This is a genomic window from Paenibacillus sp. FSL H3-0469 (assembly GCF_038051945.1).
Classification (GTDB): Bacteria; Bacillota; Bacilli; order Paenibacillales; family Paenibacillaceae; genus Paenibacillus_AQ.
The window spans coordinates 1632562-1649432 of the sequence record NZ_CP150302.1; the positions used below are offsets into that span (position 1 = coordinate 1632562).

At 55.6% G+C, this 16871-nt stretch carries 10 protein-coding genes; 1 reads left to right on the forward strand and 9 read right to left on the reverse strand.

The genetic code is table 11. The annotated features are described in order from the left end of the window. The first annotated feature begins 351 nt into the window (after positions 1-351). Positions 352-1635 (forward strand): IS4 family transposase, encoded by a 1284-nt coding sequence (locus tag NSS83_RS07205; RefSeq protein WP_341186521.1) that lies wholly within the window; start codon positions 352-354, stop codon positions 1633-1635. Between the two features lie 654 nt (positions 1636-2289). Here NSS83_RS07205 and mglC read toward each other — a convergent pair. The 9 genes from mglC to NSS83_RS07250 all read right to left on the reverse strand — a co-directional run bounded on the left by mglC (position 2290) and on the right by NSS83_RS07250 (position 16774). Then, on the reverse strand, positions 2290-3297 hold the full coding sequence (gene mglC / locus NSS83_RS07210) for a galactose/methyl galactoside ABC transporter permease MglC (protein ID WP_341347962.1): 1008 nt from the start codon (positions 3295-3297) through the stop codon (positions 2290-2292). A gap of 110 nt (positions 3298-3407) precedes the next feature. Continuing rightward, positions 3408-4919, reverse strand: a complete 1512-nt coding sequence (locus tag NSS83_RS07215) for a sugar ABC transporter ATP-binding protein (RefSeq protein ID WP_341185018.1) — start codon at positions 4917-4919, stop codon at positions 3408-3410. A 155-nt stretch (positions 4920-5074) separates the two neighbouring features. Next, positions 5075-6145 (reverse strand): galactose ABC transporter substrate-binding protein, encoded by a 1071-nt coding sequence (locus NSS83_RS07220; RefSeq protein WP_036732933.1) that lies wholly within the window; start codon positions 6143-6145, stop codon positions 5075-5077. Positions 6146-6273: 128 nt separating this feature from the next. Continuing rightward, on the reverse strand, positions 6274-7296 hold the full coding sequence (locus NSS83_RS07225; RefSeq protein ID WP_341185017.1) for a substrate-binding domain-containing protein: 1023 nt from the start codon (positions 7294-7296) through the stop codon (positions 6274-6276). Then, positions 7293-9119: a sensor histidine kinase gene (locus tag NSS83_RS07230; protein WP_341185016.1), complete on the reverse strand. Its 1827-nt coding sequence runs from the start codon at positions 9117-9119 to the stop codon at positions 7293-7295. Before NSS83_RS07230 ends, NSS83_RS07225 begins: the two co-directional genes overlap by 4 nt. Positions 9120-9121: 2 nt before the next feature. Next, complete coding sequence (locus NSS83_RS07235; protein ID WP_341347963.1) at positions 9122-10771, reverse strand: response regulator; 1650 nt, start codon at positions 10769-10771, stop codon at positions 9122-9124. A 486-nt stretch (positions 10772-11257) separates the two neighbouring features. Further along, positions 11258-11722, reverse strand: coding sequence for a GNAT family N-acetyltransferase (locus NSS83_RS07240; protein WP_209993071.1), 465 nt, complete (start codon positions 11720-11722; stop codon positions 11258-11260). After that, positions 11712-12902, reverse strand: a complete 1191-nt coding sequence (purT, locus tag NSS83_RS07245; protein ID WP_341185014.1) for a formate-dependent phosphoribosylglycinamide formyltransferase — start codon at positions 12900-12902, stop codon at positions 11712-11714. The genes NSS83_RS07240 and purT overlap by 11 nt, the downstream gene beginning before the upstream one ends. Positions 12903-13111: 209 nt before the next feature. After that, a complete protein-coding gene (locus NSS83_RS07250) occupies positions 13112-16774 on the reverse strand; it encodes a dynamin family protein (protein ID WP_341347964.1) in 3663 nt (1220 codons plus the stop codon). Positions 16775-16871 lie beyond the last annotated feature (97 nt).

A 16871-nucleotide genomic window follows, 5' to 3' on the forward strand; every position in this document is an offset into this window, starting at 1 on the left:
CCGGATAAATAAGTTAGTTTGCATACGTGCCGTACCTAACCGTTGCCTGCTACCTCACTGCTACCTCACTGCTACCTCACTGCTAACTGCTTTCCTTCTGCAGCCTACCGCTTATTCCCTGCTACCTTACTCTAACTACCTGCCAACTACAGCCTACCCTCCACCCTCTACGCCTATGGAACAGAATAAAAACCATTAATTAATTACTGTTAGCTGCGAAATCCTGCCTAAAATGCAACATTCGGCTCCCTACATCGACTTTAAACTAACATTGTTGTATAAAATGCAGCATTTGCCCGCCCACACCAGTAATTTTGCAAACAACCTACCATGTAATGGAAGTCCAAAAAATTGCACAAAAAAAGAGATTCCTTTATCGTAGAAGTTGTTACGACACCCACGAAAGGAGATCTCTTGCTTTATAAGTTAGCGGAAAAAGGGTTGTTGTGTCAAGTCACTTCATGGTTAGAAACGAAGAGTCGCTTGTTGTTCGGTGACCGATACGCCAAAAAACTGAACTGGGGCAGTACTGTCTTTCTTTTTTTAGAAGCCCTATTGAGTCGTCGTCCCGGAGTACAAAATATAGTAGACACTCTGGTGCGGACGCCGTGCTATCAAGAGTGGACCGGGGTGACCTCCATCCACCAATCGTCTCTGAACCGGAGGCTCAGCCAATTACCACCTGAACAGCTGCGAGACCTCTATCACTCCCGCCTCCAGCAGTTACTGGAAAGAGAAGGACCTCCTCTGCCCAAGCACTTACAGAAACTCGGTCCTTTAGCAGCCGTCGATTCCTCCACCATAACCGTGGGAAAGCTTCGCGGGGAGTGGGCGTTTCAGCAAGCCGGGACGAATGCGGTGAAACTGCACACCTGCGTGCAGTTAACCGGCGAATCTAGCGCCATTCCTACTGCTTCGGTGCTGTCCACTGGAACGGTGGCGGACTTGGATTCGGAAGTCCTGAAGCACCTGGTGCTCCAGAAAGCATTCACTTATTTGCTGGACCGGGGCTACATCCATTATGCGCAATTTATAGCCTGGGAGCGCAGTGGAATCAAGTTTGTTGCCCGTCTGAAGAACAATAGCAAGGCGAAGGTTCTCCGGACGCGGAAAGTCACGAAGCCTTTTCTGAAACAGGATGCCACGGTGGAAATCACTTCGCCGGAAACCGGGGAAACAGGTAGGTTTCGACTCGTGGAGTACACCTATGTGGACAAGAAAGGAAAATCTCACCCGGCTCGTGTCCTGACGAATCGCTGGGATGTGACGGCGGCAGAGGTGGCGGAGTTGTACCGGTATCGTTGGAAGGTGGAACTCTTTTTTAAGTTCATGAAGTCGAGCCTCCACCTCAAAAAACTGTACAGCAGTTGTACACCGGCCGCGGTATGGAACCAGATTTATTTAAATCTGATTGCTTATGTGCTATGTGAGCACCTTCGTTTGCGCCATGCCCCCCACCAGCGAATCGGGCGAGTATTAGCAGTATTCCGGTTGTATTTGACTGGAGAATACACGGATTTTCTAAACCATCTTAACTGGGTCAAGACGCGAACCAGCAAGGGGCGAAGGAAAAAGGGTGGCAGGCCAAGGATCCATCCCAAACGGCTGACAAAAGAGCGCATTCTCTTTTACTAACAAAGACAAACAACTGAAGCTAGACCAATCCAAAAAAACGGGTGTTGTTAACGTTAAATTGGAAGAAGGCTTTTTTTTGTCTTTTGAGCGCTCCCCCAGCAAAATCTCCCTCAGACGAAGGTGGAAAGATATCCTTTTTAGGTAACCAGCCCCCTGTTGATATACCGTGTTATGTTTTTTGCAAAATTACTGCGCCCACACCCCACTTAAAAGAAAAAATGTTGTAATTCGTGCAGCAATCCCCCCGAGTCCCCCTGTTCCAGCCCGCCGGAGTTGCATTTATTACAACAATTCACATTGGGTTGAGATGTAGTAGCGGGAGGGAGTTTGGAACTGAAGGAGCAGTAGCATCTTGAGGTCCAATACTCACCACCGCAGGCACATGTATTCTCATGATTTGGAGCAACGCTGTGACAAATCCGGGTAAGCCAAAAAACGTTTGCGTGGGTACCGCAAACGCTCTTTGGCCTGCCTACTCCACCCTTGGTGAGGTGATAGGAGTACCGGAGGGGATTTTGGAACTGGAGGAGCGATAGCGTCCGCCTTTGTCTCCCGATTTCTACCGCGATTCGCGGTTTAAATCAGGAAATTGGGAGACAACAGCGGCCGGAAGTCCAAAATCCCCGCAGGTACGGATCATTACCGAACCGAACGCTACTTTTTCGACGAATATTTCCGCATATCAAACGACACCGCAGCGATGATAATCAGGCCTTTGATGATCAGCTGGTAGTACGGGCTGATGCCGATGAAGGTCAGGCCGTAGTTGATCAGGGTGAAGATGATAACGCCGACCAGGACGCCGGGCACGGTACCGATCCCGCCGGTGGTGGATACGCCGCCGACGACGCAGGCTGCGATGGCGTCAAGCTCGTACATGTTCCCGTAGTTGTTGGTAGCGCCGCCTGTTCTTGCAGCTTCAAGCACACCGGCCAGACCGTAGAGGGCACCAGCGATGGCGTAGATGTAGATCAGGTTCTTGGAGACGTTGATCCCGGATACCTTGGCTGCCTGCATGTTGCCGCCGATGGCGTACATGTTTTTGCCCAGCTTGGTTTTGTTGAACAGTACCCAGACGATCGCCGCGACTCCGAGGGCTATGAGTACGATGTACGGGATGGAATATTGGCCGCTGCCGATGAAGCCGGAGCCGATGTTGGTGAAGTCCTGGCGCAGACCGCCGATGGGCTGGGATTGGTTAGGGTCCATGTCAAAGTACAGGGAGTTCAGGCCATATACGATCAGCATCGTACCCAGAGTGGCAATAAACGGCGGAACGTTCAGCTTGGAGACGATAATCCCGTTGATGAGACCGCAGAGCAGACCAGCCACAATGGCGATCAGAATCGGCAGCCAGACCTGCACCTGCGGCAGATCAGGGAAGAAGCGGCGGGAGTAGTCGGGTATCTGCAGCATGGAAGCTGAGATCACCGCAGTGAAGCCGACCACCCGGCCTGCCGACAAGTCGGTCCCGGCGGTGATCAGGATAAAGGCTACCCCGAGCGCAATAATAACGCGTGTGGAGGACTGGATCAGTACATCCCGCAAGGTGTTAATGGACATGAAGCTTGGCTCGTATATGATAATCCCCATAATCAGCAGTACCAGCACGATGTAGATTGCGTTTTGAGTCACGAAGGACTGCGCTCTTTTAATAGTCATAATTGTGTTCCCCCTTAATTGTTACGCGAAGTTTAAGCATTCGTTGCTGAGCTTCTTCAGCCTTGCAGCAACTCTATTGCCTTCGCCGTCCTGTGAGCTGTAGCTCCTGATTAATGCTGTGCGGCGAGACGCATCACTTCGGTTTCCGTAGCCTGCACACCTTCTAATATTCCTGTCAGCCGTCCTTCCGACATCACCATGACTCGGTCAGACATCCCCAGCAGCTCGGGCATTTCCGAGGAGATCATGATGATGCTCTTCCCCTGCTTCGCCAGGTCGGCAATGATGGTGTAGATCTCGAACTTCGCACCGACGTCAATCCCGCGTGTCGGCTCATCGAGCAGCAGCACCTCAGGCTCAGTGAGCAGCCATCTGGCCAGCAGCACCTTCTGCTGATTCCCGCCGGAGAGATTCATAATCTGCGTCTTGGTCGTTGGCGTCTTGGTGCGCAGCTTTTCAATCATTTTATCGACTTCAACCTTCTTCTTGCGGCCGTTCAGCAGCAGATAAGGCGTCTTGTAGCGGTCGAGGTTGGCGATGGCGCCATTCTCATGCACAGACAGCACCGGGAAAATCCCTGTCACGCGGCGCTCCTCGGTCAACAAGGCCAGCCCGTGCTTCTTCGCATCCTGCGGAGAGTTGATCTTCACCTTCTTGCCGTCAATCGAGATGGAGCCGGATTTCACCGCGCGCAGTCCGAACAACGCTTCAATAACCTCGGTTCGCTGCGCGCCGACCAGACCGCCGACCCCCAGAATCTCCCCGCGTCTTAGCTCGAAGGAGACATCCTTGAAGGATCTGGGCTCCGGTGAGGTCAGGCCGTCTACCTTCATGAACACCTTGCCTGGAACATTGGTGCGCTCCGGGAAACGGTTCGTCAGATCACGCCCGACCATCTTGGAGATAATCAGATCCGTAGTCAGCTCGGCCGAGGGCCAGGTGCCGATCTTTTTACCGTCACGCATAATCGTCACTTCATCGGAGATCTCCAGGATTTCTTCCATTTTGTGAGAGATATAGATAATGGCTACGCCTCTTTTTTGCAGGTCCCGGATGATCCGGAACAGATGCTCCACTTCCACGCTCGTTAAGGACGAGGTTGGTTCATCCATGACAATAACGCGCGAGTGAAAAGAGACCGCCTTCGCGATTTCGATGGATTGGATCTTGGATACAGACAGCTTGCCCACCAGCGTTTCGGGATTCAGGTCGATATCCAGATCTTTAAATAAATTTTCGGTGTCGGTGAACATTTTTTTGTGGTCAATGAACTGAAGAGGCCCGATGCCCTTGGTTGGAAAACGACCCAGCCAGATGTTCTCCATCACGCTGCGGAAAGGTACAGGGTGCAGCTCCTGATGGATCATCGAGATGCCGTGCTTCAGTGCTTCGCTCGAACTTGTGATGGAGGCCTTCTGGCCATCCAGGAAGATCTCACCGGCATCCGGTGAATAGATTCCAAAGAGACATTTCATCAGAGTAGACTTGCCTGCCCCGTTCTCGCCCATAAGCGCATGAACCGAGCCCGGACGAACCTTAATACTAACGCCATCCAGCGCCTTCACGCCGGGAAATTCTTTGGTAATACCGTTCATTTCCAGCAAAAATTCCGTATTTGCCATGTTGTTACGCCCCCTACGCTTTTTGTCTTTTTCCATGAGAGGCACAGCGGTTCCATCCTGCTCCCTACCCGTAAGGAATTCCGGAGTGCGCATTGCAGCGCCCTCCGGGACTGGTATCTATGATACGTATCTGTAGCCTTGCACCTGTTAACGGATTATTGCGCGTCTGCTACGTTATCTTTGGTAATCTTTTTATAGGAGATCCATACGAACTGGTTGTCTGTGATGTCGAAGCCTACGTTCTCTTTGGTTGGTGTTTCGCCTTTGGCCAGCAGAGCGGCCAGGGTGATCGCTGCTTTACCTTGGTTGTTGGCATCGTTCAGTACGGTACCGAGCATCGTTCCGTCCTGCAAAGCCTGAACCGCAGGAGCTGTCGCATCCACGCCTACAACCGGCATGTATTTGTCGCCGCTGAAGTAGCCTTGAGCCTTCAGAGCTTCGATGGCGCCGAGTGCCATGTCATCGTTGTTGGCGAGTACGGCTTCAATCTTGTCACCGTGGGAGCCGAGGAAGGCTGCCATTTTCTCTTGGCCTTTTACACGGTCCCACATCGCGGTATCTTCAGCTAGCTTCTCTACCTTAATGCCCGCATCTTCAATCGCCTGGATGGAGTACGTGGTGCGCAGCTCGGCATCCTGGTGTCCCGGTTCGCCCTTCAGCATGACATATTGCAGCACACCGTCGCCGTTCTTGTCCGCTTCAGGGTGTGCCTTCCAGTAATCCACGATCAGCTGGCCGGACATGGTGCCGGACTCTTCAGCCTTAGCGCCTACATAGTAGACCTTATCCCATTTCTTCATATCTTCTGGCAGCGGCTCACGGTTCAGGAAGACCACCGGAATGTTCGCTGTCTTGGCCTTATCGATGATGACGCCAGCAGCTGTGCGGTCTACCGGGTTGATCAGCATGCCGTTATATTTCTTGGTGATGAACAGATCCACCTTATCATTCTGTGTGGGCTGGGAATTCTGGCTGTCTACGATATCAACTGTGGCAATGCCCTTGGCAGCAGCATCGATGGCGTTGCGGACACCCGTCATGAATGTATCGTCGAATTTGTAGATCGCTACGCCGACCTTTGGTGTCTCAGCTGAACCGGAATTCGCCGTGTTAGCCGCAGTTCCTGTGTTAGCAGCGTCAGCCGCCTTGTTATTGTTGCCGCCGCAGCCTGCGAGAGCCGCGCCCAGCAATGCACTGGCAAGTAAAACGGAAGTGATTTTTTTCATGTCTAATTGACCTCCTGAGGATATTTCTTTATTTGGATGAACCCGGTGTGTCCCGGGTACATCCTTATTATGCCCTACGTGAAAACGGTTGCGAATATAAAATCCTACTCAGTTTCATGAAAATTCTGCTATCTTACAAACGGGAACAGCAGCTTCTGATTCTCCGGCCACAGCATATTCTCCAGATCGATAAGCTTGGTGCCGGTGTCCACGCGTTCGGGAATATCCATGCCTTCGAGTGCCTCCACCGCATATTTCACTGCCAGATACCCGTTGCTGAACGGATTCTGGATTACGGTCGCCTGCACAGTGCCATCCTGAAGCGATTCCATCATGGAGGGCGAGCTGTCAAAAGCAATCATTTTCACACTATCCCTCTTCAGGCCCTGAATCACCCTGGCCGCGCCCTGTGAAGCAATCTCATTCAGGGTGGCAATACCGCGGAGCTCGGGATACTTGTTCAGCATCTCCCGGGTCAGATTCTCGGCATCGGAGGTACTGGAGGAGGTGTAGGCAATCGGTACGACCTTAACGTTAGGGAAGCGGGCGGCGTAGTTCAGAAAACCCTTTTCCCGCTCATCGGCATCCCGTGCACCATAGTCGATACTGCCAGTCTTGCCGGAGTCCGGGGTAAGCGACGAATTGGTGAAGTTAATGATCCCGATCTCGCCGTAGCCCCCCAGCAGCTCAATCAGCCGCTCGGCGGACTTCTGTCCGGCCTCGTAGCCGTTTGAACCCACGTAAGCCCGAACCTTGGCCGAGCCGACCTCCGCATCGACTGAGATCACCGGAATCCTGGAGTATGCCGCCTGGTCCACAACCTGAGCCAGTCCCATATAGCTGCTGGCCGCGAGAATAATTACATCTGCCTTCTCCTTAATGGACTCCTCCACCATGACGACCTGTTCCTCAATATCACTCTCTGAAGCCGGCGCCTTAAAGGTCAGATTGACATTGAATTCTTTTGCCGCAGCCTCTGCTCCGAGCTTCAGGGTGTTCCAGTAATCCCCTTTGTTCATCTTGACAATCAGGTGGATATTCCGCGTCTTGCTGGTGTTGATGTAAGCTGGAGAGGCATTGAAGCAAGAGGAAACAGAGATCCACAGCACTCCGCACAGCAGCACGGTGAGCCATACACGCAGGCTTTTCACAGGTTCGTCTCCTCCTTCTGCTCATCCATAGCCTCTCCCGCCGGTAGGGCCGGGAACACAATCGTAACAACCGTCCCCTCTTCCAGCTCACTCTCAAAAGCAAGCCCGTACTCCCGCCCGTAATACAGGCCAATCCGTTCATGCACATTCCTGACGCCGACCCCTGATCCGCTGGTGCTTTTGACGCTTCCGCTTAGAATGCCGTTCACCGTCTCCTTGGACATCCCAAGGCCGTTGTCGCTGACCCTGATGATGATTAGCCCGTCCTGAAGCCCGGCGGTGATCGAGATCAGCCCCTCGTCCGGCAGCATTTCGATCCCGTGATAGAGCGCGTTCTCCACGATTGGCTGCAGAATCAGCTTGATGGTCTGGCACTCCAGGACCTCCTCCTGCGCAGTAATCTCATAGCGGAATTTATTCTTGAAGCGGAAGCTCTGAATCACCAGGTAATGGCGGATATGGTCCAGCTCTTCCTGGATGGTGATAATATTCTTGCCTTTGCTGAGGCTGATGCGGAAGAATCTCGAGAGCGACTGGATCATGGTGACGACCTCATCCGTTTTGCCGCGTTCGGCCAGCCGGATCACCGAATTCAGCGTATTGTACAGAAAATGCGGGTTGATCTGCGATTGCAGCACCTCAAGCTCGCCCTTGCGCTTCGTCTCCTGCTCATAAATGATCTGCTCCATCAGCTGGCGGATACGCTGGAGCATCATGTTGAAGCGCCTCGACAGCTGCTCTACCTCATAGGCTCCGCTGACATTAATAGGCGTATTCAGATCCCCCTCCGCCACCTGCTTCACGGTACGCTCCAGCTTGCGGATGGGGCTGGCAATCAGCCAGGACAGGAAGACCGACACCGCAATAACACAGACGAGCACAACACCGAGAAACCACGCCAGGAACTGATTGAGATCCCGCTTGGTGGTGACAATCTCATCGTAATAGGCCACCCCGACAATCTTCCAGCCGGTCTGCGCCAGCGTGCGTACGGTAATAAACCGCTTCTCCCCGGTTGATTCGTCCAGGTAGCTGCGGTAGGCGTATTCCAGCACCGGCTCCACATTCTCATACTTCAGCCCGGCGTAGATGAGCTGCTGCTGCGGGTGGTAGACGATATTGCCGAGCGGATCCAGGATGTAGGCGTAGCCTCTTTTGCCCAGCTTGACCTGCTTGCTGAGTTCGTCAATCGTTCTAAAGTTGAAGTCCAGCAGAAGTACACCGGTTCTCAGCTCCCCGTTCTCTCTGTACTGAATCAGCTTCGAGATGGAGACCACCCAGGTATACCTGCCCTTGAACAGATTCTGGATATGCGGGGCGGAATAGGAGATCTCCGAGGTACGCTTGGCTGTAGTGAACCAACTCTGGCTCTCCAGCCCCGTGTTCATGCGCATCGTCTGCCCCGGCGTCCCAACAACATACTGCCCCTGCGGGGTAAAAACAGCCACAGACACCAGATCCTCGCGGCTGCTCATCAGTGTATCCATCCGTTCATAGAGCAGCGGGGAATCGATGGAGGGGGTAGAGGTAATCTGCTTCTCGGCCGTCGCAAAAATACTGCCCATCCCCTTCACGTACAGCTCCAGGTTATAGTTCACCTGTTCAATAATTTGCTGCATGTTGAGATTGGCATTCTCCTCCGCCGTGTTGGCGAACTTGCCGTACAGCATCACACTGACGATTACCGCCACCGCCGCAGTCACCGCCATGAATGTCAGCGTAATAATCAGCTGAATGCTCCGCAGCTTCGAGGACAGGCGCAGCCTGCCGCTCTTGCCAGGCCCCGGCCGCAGCGGGAAGAAATAACCCTTCGGCTTGTTCATGGCTATTCTCCCCGCGCGCTGTTCTTATACTCTTTGGGGGATTGTCCGTATTTCTTGCGGAAGCAGAAGCTGAAATAATTCGGGTCGGCAAAGCCGATCCGCTCGGCGATCTCGAACGCCTTCAGCTCGGTGGAACGAAGCAGCTCCTTCGCGGCTTCCAGCCGGATCTGCAAGAGATAGCTGACGAAGGTCATCTTCATTTCTTTTTTGAAAATGCTGCTGAAATAGCCCGTGCTGATATGCAGATGCTGGCACACCCTGCCGATGGACATATCGGATTCTTCATAGTGGCTGCGGATATAATCCTTAGCCTGGTCGATGAGCTGCTTGTAGCTCGACTGGCGCCCCGATGCAATGGAATCCATCAGCCGGGTACATACGGTAATAATCCACTGCCGGGCTTCTTCCAGGTTGTTAAATTTGTTCATATCACTTAGCGAGGTCAGGCCGGGGCCGATAAAATCATTCGTTCCGCTCCCGGATTCCTTCGCCACCCGCAGAATGGAGGTGATGATCTCCAGCAGGAAGATCTGATAATCCTGCGCCGAGACCTGCTCCGTATCCAATCCCCGGAACAGCTCGTCCACGACCTCTCGCAGCTCCTGGACGGTGCCCAGCTTGATCGTGCGGATCAGCGACTGCTGAGTCAGCTCATCAAAGTCCGGCATCCGGCTGGAGCGGGACTCCACATCCTCAATCCAGATGACCCGGTTGTTGCCGAGGATCAGCCGGTAATCAAGCGCTTGCAGCGCATCCCCGAAGGAATGGAACAGCACAGACGGTGCCTTGCAGACGGTTCCTGCCCCCGCGGTTACGGTCAGCTTCAGGAAGCGCTGGACATTCTGGCAGATCTCTTCGAGAATGGCGAAGGTTCTGGCGGTGATGTCACTCTCCTCCGGGCTCTGGCTGACCGAGAGCAGCACAACATCATCCCGGTGGATGAATACCTTGCCGAAGCCATGCTTCTGGCAGATCTCTTCCGCGATGTTCAGCACAGCATAGAGCTGGAGATTACGGTCTCCGGTATCCCGCAGAGATACGGGCCGCCCTTCCTGAAGTCCGGGGGAACGGTCCGGACGGATATAATCGATGCTGATCACCGAGGACTGGAACAATGCTCCGGTGAGGGGGATGCCGTACTCTGTGCTTTTCTCAGCGATCTCTGCGGAACGCAGACGGCGGGACACCAGCGTAGAGAGGAACTGCTCGCGCAGAAGCGGCAGGCTCTTGCGGTAATGCTCGCTCAGCACGAACACATTCTCCTTCTCGGCGATCTCGGTCTCGATCGTCGCGCGAACCTTAAGCAGAACATCAATCAGCTCCCGGGACGAGAAGGGCTTCAGGATATATTCATCAATCTGCAGCTTGATCGCCTTCTGGGCGTATTCGAATTCATCATAGCCGGTCAGAATGATAATCTTCGTATTCGGATGGCGGCTGCGTATCCATTCTGCGAGCTGCAACCCGTTCATAAAAGGCATCTGGATATCGGTAACGACCACATCCGGCAGCAGCCGGTCGATCGCATCCGCCGCCTCCCGCCCGTTCTCGGCCTGCTCAACGACCTCGAAGCCGTACTGCTCCCAGTCAATCTGGGCAATAATGCCTTCTCTTACATCTTCCTCGTCTTCGGCGAGTATTAATTTGTACATGCTTCATCCCTCTTCGGCATAGGATATGGAGGTTCACAGAACTATAATAGCTGATTCAAATGGTCCAATCTATGTTTAAATAGAAGGAGCAATTTACTCAAGACTAGAACTCAAAGCTTGGTCGTCGCTGCGGTGAACATTTGGCCCTCCGGCCGCTGCCCAATCAACAAGTGGATTTCGTACACTTAATCTGATTATTTTAACCAATTAGGCTATTTTAAGTGGATAAATGACATTTATTTCTGCGGATTTGCTCATAACGCTGGGGTTACCGACGAATAGATGTACTTTTTCCAACTGCTGTTCTAGATAGGGGGATTTCGGGCGAAATAGATGCTCTTTTCCCACTAAATTCCTGGGGCGACCTCGGGGAAAAGGCGGAGCGGGGAGCATTCCAGACCAGCAGTGGCGGGGTTGTCACGCTATCTCCAAAAAAAAACCATCCCGATTACGCCGGGATGGGGATGTTCGGTTACACGTATAGGATTATAGCAGGGCTTTATTGAAGCGGTAGCCTGTTGTCTTTTCAAAGCCGATATGGCGGTAAAACGCATGTGCAGGTGCACGTTCCACACGGTTGCCGCTCCGCAGGAACAGCTGGCAGCAGCCCTGATGGCGTGCCCATTCTTCCGCTGCAGCTACGAGTCTTTTGCCAAGGCCTTGTCCTCTAAGCTCCTCTGATACAATCAGCGCGGTAATCTCCGTAATACAATCGGCATGCTTGTAGTAGGACTTCACCTGCCGTAAACCGATCATTCCCACAACTTCGTTATTGAGCTCTGCGACCAGTGTGCAGTGGAACGGATCATGCTCCATGCCTTCCATTCTCTCTTTCATCACGCTAAGCGTTGTCGGATAGCCGAATTCACGCAAAAGGGCTGTCACTCTTTCCAGATCATTCATGCCGCATTTGCGAATTTGCAGTACCTGCTCCTGAGTACTACTGTTCATCCTTGTATACCTCCACTTGTAGCTTAGACGCAGCCTGCTTGGCCGTCATCCGCGCGATTTCAATATCTTCCGCTGAACTGAGTGTTACTGCCATCCGCCGTCCTGGGCGGATCTCCGGCTTGCCGAATACCCGGACCTGCGTGCGGGGAAGGGCCAGCGCCTCTTCAATCCCAGTCACCGCAAAAGCTTGTCCGGCTCCATCCGTCTTCAGGGTGGCCGAAGCTCCCGGTGTCAACAAACGTACCGCTTCCAGCGGAAATCCAAGAATGGCTCTGACATGCAGAGCAAATTCCGACAAGTCCTGCGTAATCATTGTAACCATACCTGTGTCATGCGGCCGGGGGGAAACTTCACTGAACAGAACCCCATCCGCGGTGAGAAACAGCTCCACACCAAAAATTCCATAACCGCCAAGCTGATCGGTAACCTTCCGTGCGATAGCCTCAGCCTCTTCCAGCTGCGCCCCGCTCATCTGATGCGGCTGCCAGGACTCTACATAATCGCCATCCTGCTGAATGTGGCCGATCGGCGGACAAAACACGGTTCCGCTAACCGAACGGACGGTAAGCAGTGTAATCTCGCTCTCAAAGGTAACAAAAGCCTCCACGATGACGCGTGTCCCCTTCGCACGTGCGCCTTCAAGCGCCGTATTCCAGCAGCCTTCCGCATCCTCTGGTGTTCTGCACACGCTCTGGCCTTTGCCTGATGAGCTCATGATCGGCTTAATCACACAAGGCGTTCCCAGCTCTGACACGGCCTGGCGAAGTTCATCCAGGCTGTCAGCGAACCGGTAGGCCGCTGTAGGCAGGCCCAGCTCTTCTGCCGCCAGACGGCGGATGCCTTCGCGGTCCATGGTCAGCCGAGCAGCACGGGCGGTAGGAACAACGAGGAATCCTTCTTCCTCCAGCTCCACCAGCGCCCCTGTAGCAATGGCTTCAATCTCCGGTACAATCAAATCCGGCTTCTCAGTACGGATAAGCTGCTTGAGTGCCTCTGCATCCAGCATGTCCAGTACATAAGAGCGGTGGGCCACGCCCATCGCGGGTGCCGCTTCATAACGATCCACAGCTACGGTCTCTACGCCAAGGCGCTGAGCTTCGATAATGACTTCCTTACCCAGTTCACCGCTGCCGAGCAGCAGCAGCTTTTTACTCCGGGCTGATAAAGGAGCTCCCCACATTGTCGACTCCAACCTCTTTTCGCAAATTTGTCTGCTGACTTCTCTGTTTCTGTAAAATGTCGCAGTTTGATTGTAAATTTTCAGTCTTCTTTATTTTCATCCATCATCCACCAGATTGCAAGTGTTCTTCGACATTTTCCTACAAACTTCACAGATGGCTGTTCAACAGACAAGTGAAAACGGTTTTATCACGTGAACCCTATAAAAACTTATATTTCGGCGAAAGCCTGCTCCTGGAGCCGTAATTCTTGGGCGATCCGGCCCCAATGCTCCGCACCATCACCCCCTTTCAGCAGCGCTGACATGGCTGCCTCCTGTTCGGACAGGCCTTCACGCAGCTGGTCTGCGGCCTGGGATAAGGCCGCTGCCGCTGCATCGGTGTAGAATGTCAACAGAGAGTCCTCTTGTCCTTGCGCTGCCGCAGCCACCGCTTCTTTGAACCACGGCTCGGCAGCCGCGCGGATCTCTGCCCGGCCCGGTCCCTCGAAAAAGTGGCGCGGAGATTTGAAGCGGCTCCACAGTCCAGCCCAGTCCAGCGGAGCCAGAACGCAGTTCAGCTTCGCAGGTGCGGGCCAGCGCTCATCCGGATTCTCCAGCAGCTTAAGCTCCTGATCCGGGATGGACAGCTCGGCAGCAGCCGCTGTGGCCGCCTGGGTCACGAATCTGCGCCCTGCCGACTCCAGCCGCAGGGTCGTTGCCCACAGCTCCTGCTCCAGTTCACGCAGAAGACTGCGCTCCAGCTCCCGCCCGCAGGCGATGAAGATGTCCTTCAGGTTCCCTCCGTCTTCCCGGAGAATGGATGGATGGAAGGACTCCTGGAAGGAACGCCCGAACGAAAAGGCAATCCGCTGCCGGACATGATAGAGAAGCTCTGCACCTTCACGGCGCAGGTCCCGGAGCGGCCGGTCTTCCTGCGCAAGCGCAGCCAGCCGCAGATTCGCCGCTTCCAGGCGCTGCCGGAACTGCTTCATTCCTTCCGCCTGCTGGTCCGCCTCCATCAGCGCAAGGCGTTGCCATTCTTCGGCGCGCCCGCGCACCGAGCTTAGGCTGTCCTTGGCTGCTGCCAAAGACAGTCCCGGCAGTTCATCACCAGCGAACGCGGAGAGTGCGGCTTCAAAGCTGCCGAACCCGGAGGCCTCGTAAGCCTCCCCCGCTCCGCTTGTCTTGCCCTCCAGCGCAAGCAGGCTGGACACGCTGTAGATCCGCGGCGAGGTCAGGCCTCCGGCCCGCAGATTTTGCGCCACATGCTGCTTCACCTCTTCAAGCTCGGTCTCGTCCGCTGCGAGGTCTGCGGCGTTGATGATGAAGAACATTTTGTCGAGTGCGAAGCTGTCTTTGATTCTCCCCAGCTGGGCAAGCAGGCTGCGGTCAGCCTTGGAGAAGGCGTGGTTATAGTAGGTCACGAAGCAGATAGCATCGGCGTTCTTCATGTAGCCGAAGGTTACACCGGTGTGCCGGGCATGTAAGGAATCTGCACCTGGCGTGTCCACCAATACGATGCCGCTACGTGTCAGCGGACTGTCATAATACAGATCCGTGCTCTGCACGAAGCAGGCGCGCTTCTCGTCAGCGACCAGGCTGCGGTATTCCGCCAGGCTGACCGTCCGCTCTGTTCCGAGCAGCGGACGGGATTCTTCCCATCCGGCGGCAGCTGCCCGCAGGAAGCCGGCATGCGGCAGCGCGGACGGATGGAGCCCGCCGGTCTGCAGCCGGGACACGGCTGCGGTCCACGAGTCGTGCTGCGGCGGCGTCAGCTGCAGCACACTGAAGGAATGGAGGATGTCCTCCCAGACCTCCTCCGCCCGCTTCATGGTGATGGCTGCCGTCCCGTGGGCGAAGCCGCCCTCCGGCGCCAGAATCCGCCCGACGGCCGCCGTGGCCGGATGCGGCGACACGGGCAGCACCTCTTCGCCCAGCAGGGCGTTGGCGAAGGAGGATTTGCCGGCGCTGAACGCTCCGAACAGCGCCATCGTGAAGCGGCCGCCGGCGAGGTCCTCCGCCCGCGCCGCCAGGCTGCGCGCCGCCGAGGCCATGGCCGGCTCGCTCCGCAGCACCCCGGCCGCCGCGTGCAGCGCCGCTGCGGCCTGCGTCAGCCGGCGGCGCCCGCCCGCCGGCTGTGCCGTGTCCGCCGCCCAAGCCGGGGCGGCGCTAGGGCTTGCCGCCGCTGCCGCGCGCGGCGGCGGTTCCGGGCTGGCGGCGCTAGGCGCGCCAGCCGCCAGGGGCGGCACCCCCGGCAGCGCGCCGGGGGTGAGGCTGCGGCGCGGCGGCAGCAGCGCCGCCAGGTCGTCCGCGCGGGCGGCAGCCGCGCGGTCCAGGGCGGCCAGCGCGGCGAGCGCCTGCGCCTGCCGCTGCAGGGCCGCCCGGCGGCGCGTAAGCTCCGCGCGCCGCTCCTCCACCAGCGGCGGCAGCTGCGCCAGCAGCGGCTCGCCGAAGGCCAGGACCGCGCGGCGGAACTGCGCCTTAATCTCTGCCGCAAGCGTGCGGCAGAAATTAAGCAACGCCTCGCCCGAAGCCCCGGTTCCCGGCTTCACCTGATCCGCCAGCCACTGCTGGCTCACCGCCGGGAAGGCCTGCTTCAGCAGCGGCTCCGCCTCCTCCTGCCACAGCTCCAGGCCTTCCGCCCATTCGCGCACGAGCTGGAGAGTGTGCCACTCCAGCTGGGCAGTGATCTCTCTCTGCTGAAGACCGTGCCAGTGCTGCAGCCGCGCTCCTTGCTCCTTCTCCCGCTTCGCAGCGGTGAAGAGCAGGCCGCGCCGGAAGCCCGGCTGGAGACTCTCGATGTACGCTCCAGCCGCATCCCGCAGATCGGCCGGCATCAGATTCGTGTTGCCGAGCAGAGCGTCCAGCCTGCTGCGAAGATCCGTCCGCGCCTCTTCTGGCAACTCCTCCAGCGATGCTTCCTCCTGCATCGTTGCCCGGATCTGTGCTTCCACAGCTTCCGCCGCTGCACCGCCAGTCTCTTCCAGCAGCGCAGCCCGCTCCTCCTCCTGCTGCTCACGATAATCGGCCAGGACAGCATCCGCAGTATGATGGATGGAACGGGACAAGCTGTATTCGAGCAACTCCTGCCGCTGCTCCAGCAGACCGGAGATCAATGCCAGCAGATCCTTCCACTGATTCAGCGGATGTCCCTCCACTTTAAGCGAAGTGAACAACAGCCCCGCAGAATGAATTCCCCATTCCCGGAAAGCGCTTTCTACTTGCTGCCGGTATTCCTCCAGCGGGATTTCCTGCTCTCTGTGCTTGTCGATCTGATTGATGATCAGATACAGCGGCTTGCCCCAGTCGCTAAGGCTTTTGGCAAACGCCAGATTATTCTCCGATTGCACATGATTGTAATCCATCACATAGAACACGGCATCGGCCAGATGCAGAGCCGAACGGGTCGCCGCCTGATGGCCTTCATCTGTCGAATCTACGCCGGGCGTATCCATCAGCACCCCGTGATCCCCCAGTACCGGGACATCCTCCCACACCTCTATCGCTGAATATTCAGTCCCCTGGCGGCAGTAATCCTGAAGCCGGTCAGGCGTAGTCTTGATCACCCCGTTATTTCCTCCGGTGCTTACGTCCACCGGATGCAGCAGCACCTGCGGTGCTCCGCTACGGATCGATACAATATTCGCACTGGTTGGAACCGGACCCGAAGGCAGTACGGCCTTACCGCAGAGCTTATTAATCATGCTTGACTTCCCTGCCGAGAAATGTCCGCAGAATGCCAGCGTCAGCTCATCTGCCTGCTCCTTGACCCTTAGATCCGCCACGATCTGCGCACTCTTCTGTTCTCCCCATTGCTTCAACCGTTCCTCCAGCAGCCTAAGCGCTGATGACCCCGCTGTAACCTGCTCCACTCTTTCCCGTTCTGCTCCCACAACATCCCGCCTCCGCTGCAATCTATAGCTTCTTTCATTATTATTACATTTGTATGATTTATCTCACTGCAAGAATAGAATAATTATATTTTATCAT

Coding starts and splice junctions, on each gene's coding strand:
- mglC (WP_341347962.1), bottom strand. CDS start 3,297: ATGACTATTAAAAGAGCGCAGTCCTTCGTGACTCAAAACGCAATCTAC.
- NSS83_RS07240 (WP_209993071.1), bottom strand. CDS start 11,722: ATGAACAGTAGTACTCAGGAGCAGGTACTGCAAATTCGCAAATGCGGC.
- NSS83_RS07235 (WP_341347963.1), bottom strand. CDS start 10,771: ATGTACAAATTAATACTCGCCGAAGACGAGGAAGATGTAAGAGAAGGC.
- NSS83_RS07230 (WP_341185016.1), bottom strand. CDS start 9,119: ATGAACAAGCCGAAGGGTTATTTCTTCCCGCTGCGGCCGGGGCCTGGC.
- purT (WP_341185014.1), bottom strand. CDS start 12,902: ATGTGGGGAGCTCCTTTATCAGCCCGGAGTAAAAAGCTGCTGCTGCTC.
- NSS83_RS07220 (WP_036732933.1), bottom strand. CDS start 6,145: ATGAAAAAAATCACTTCCGTTTTACTTGCCAGTGCATTGCTGGGCGCG.
- NSS83_RS07215 (WP_341185018.1), bottom strand. CDS start 4,919: ATGGCAAATACGGAATTTTTGCTGGAAATGAACGGTATTACCAAAGAA.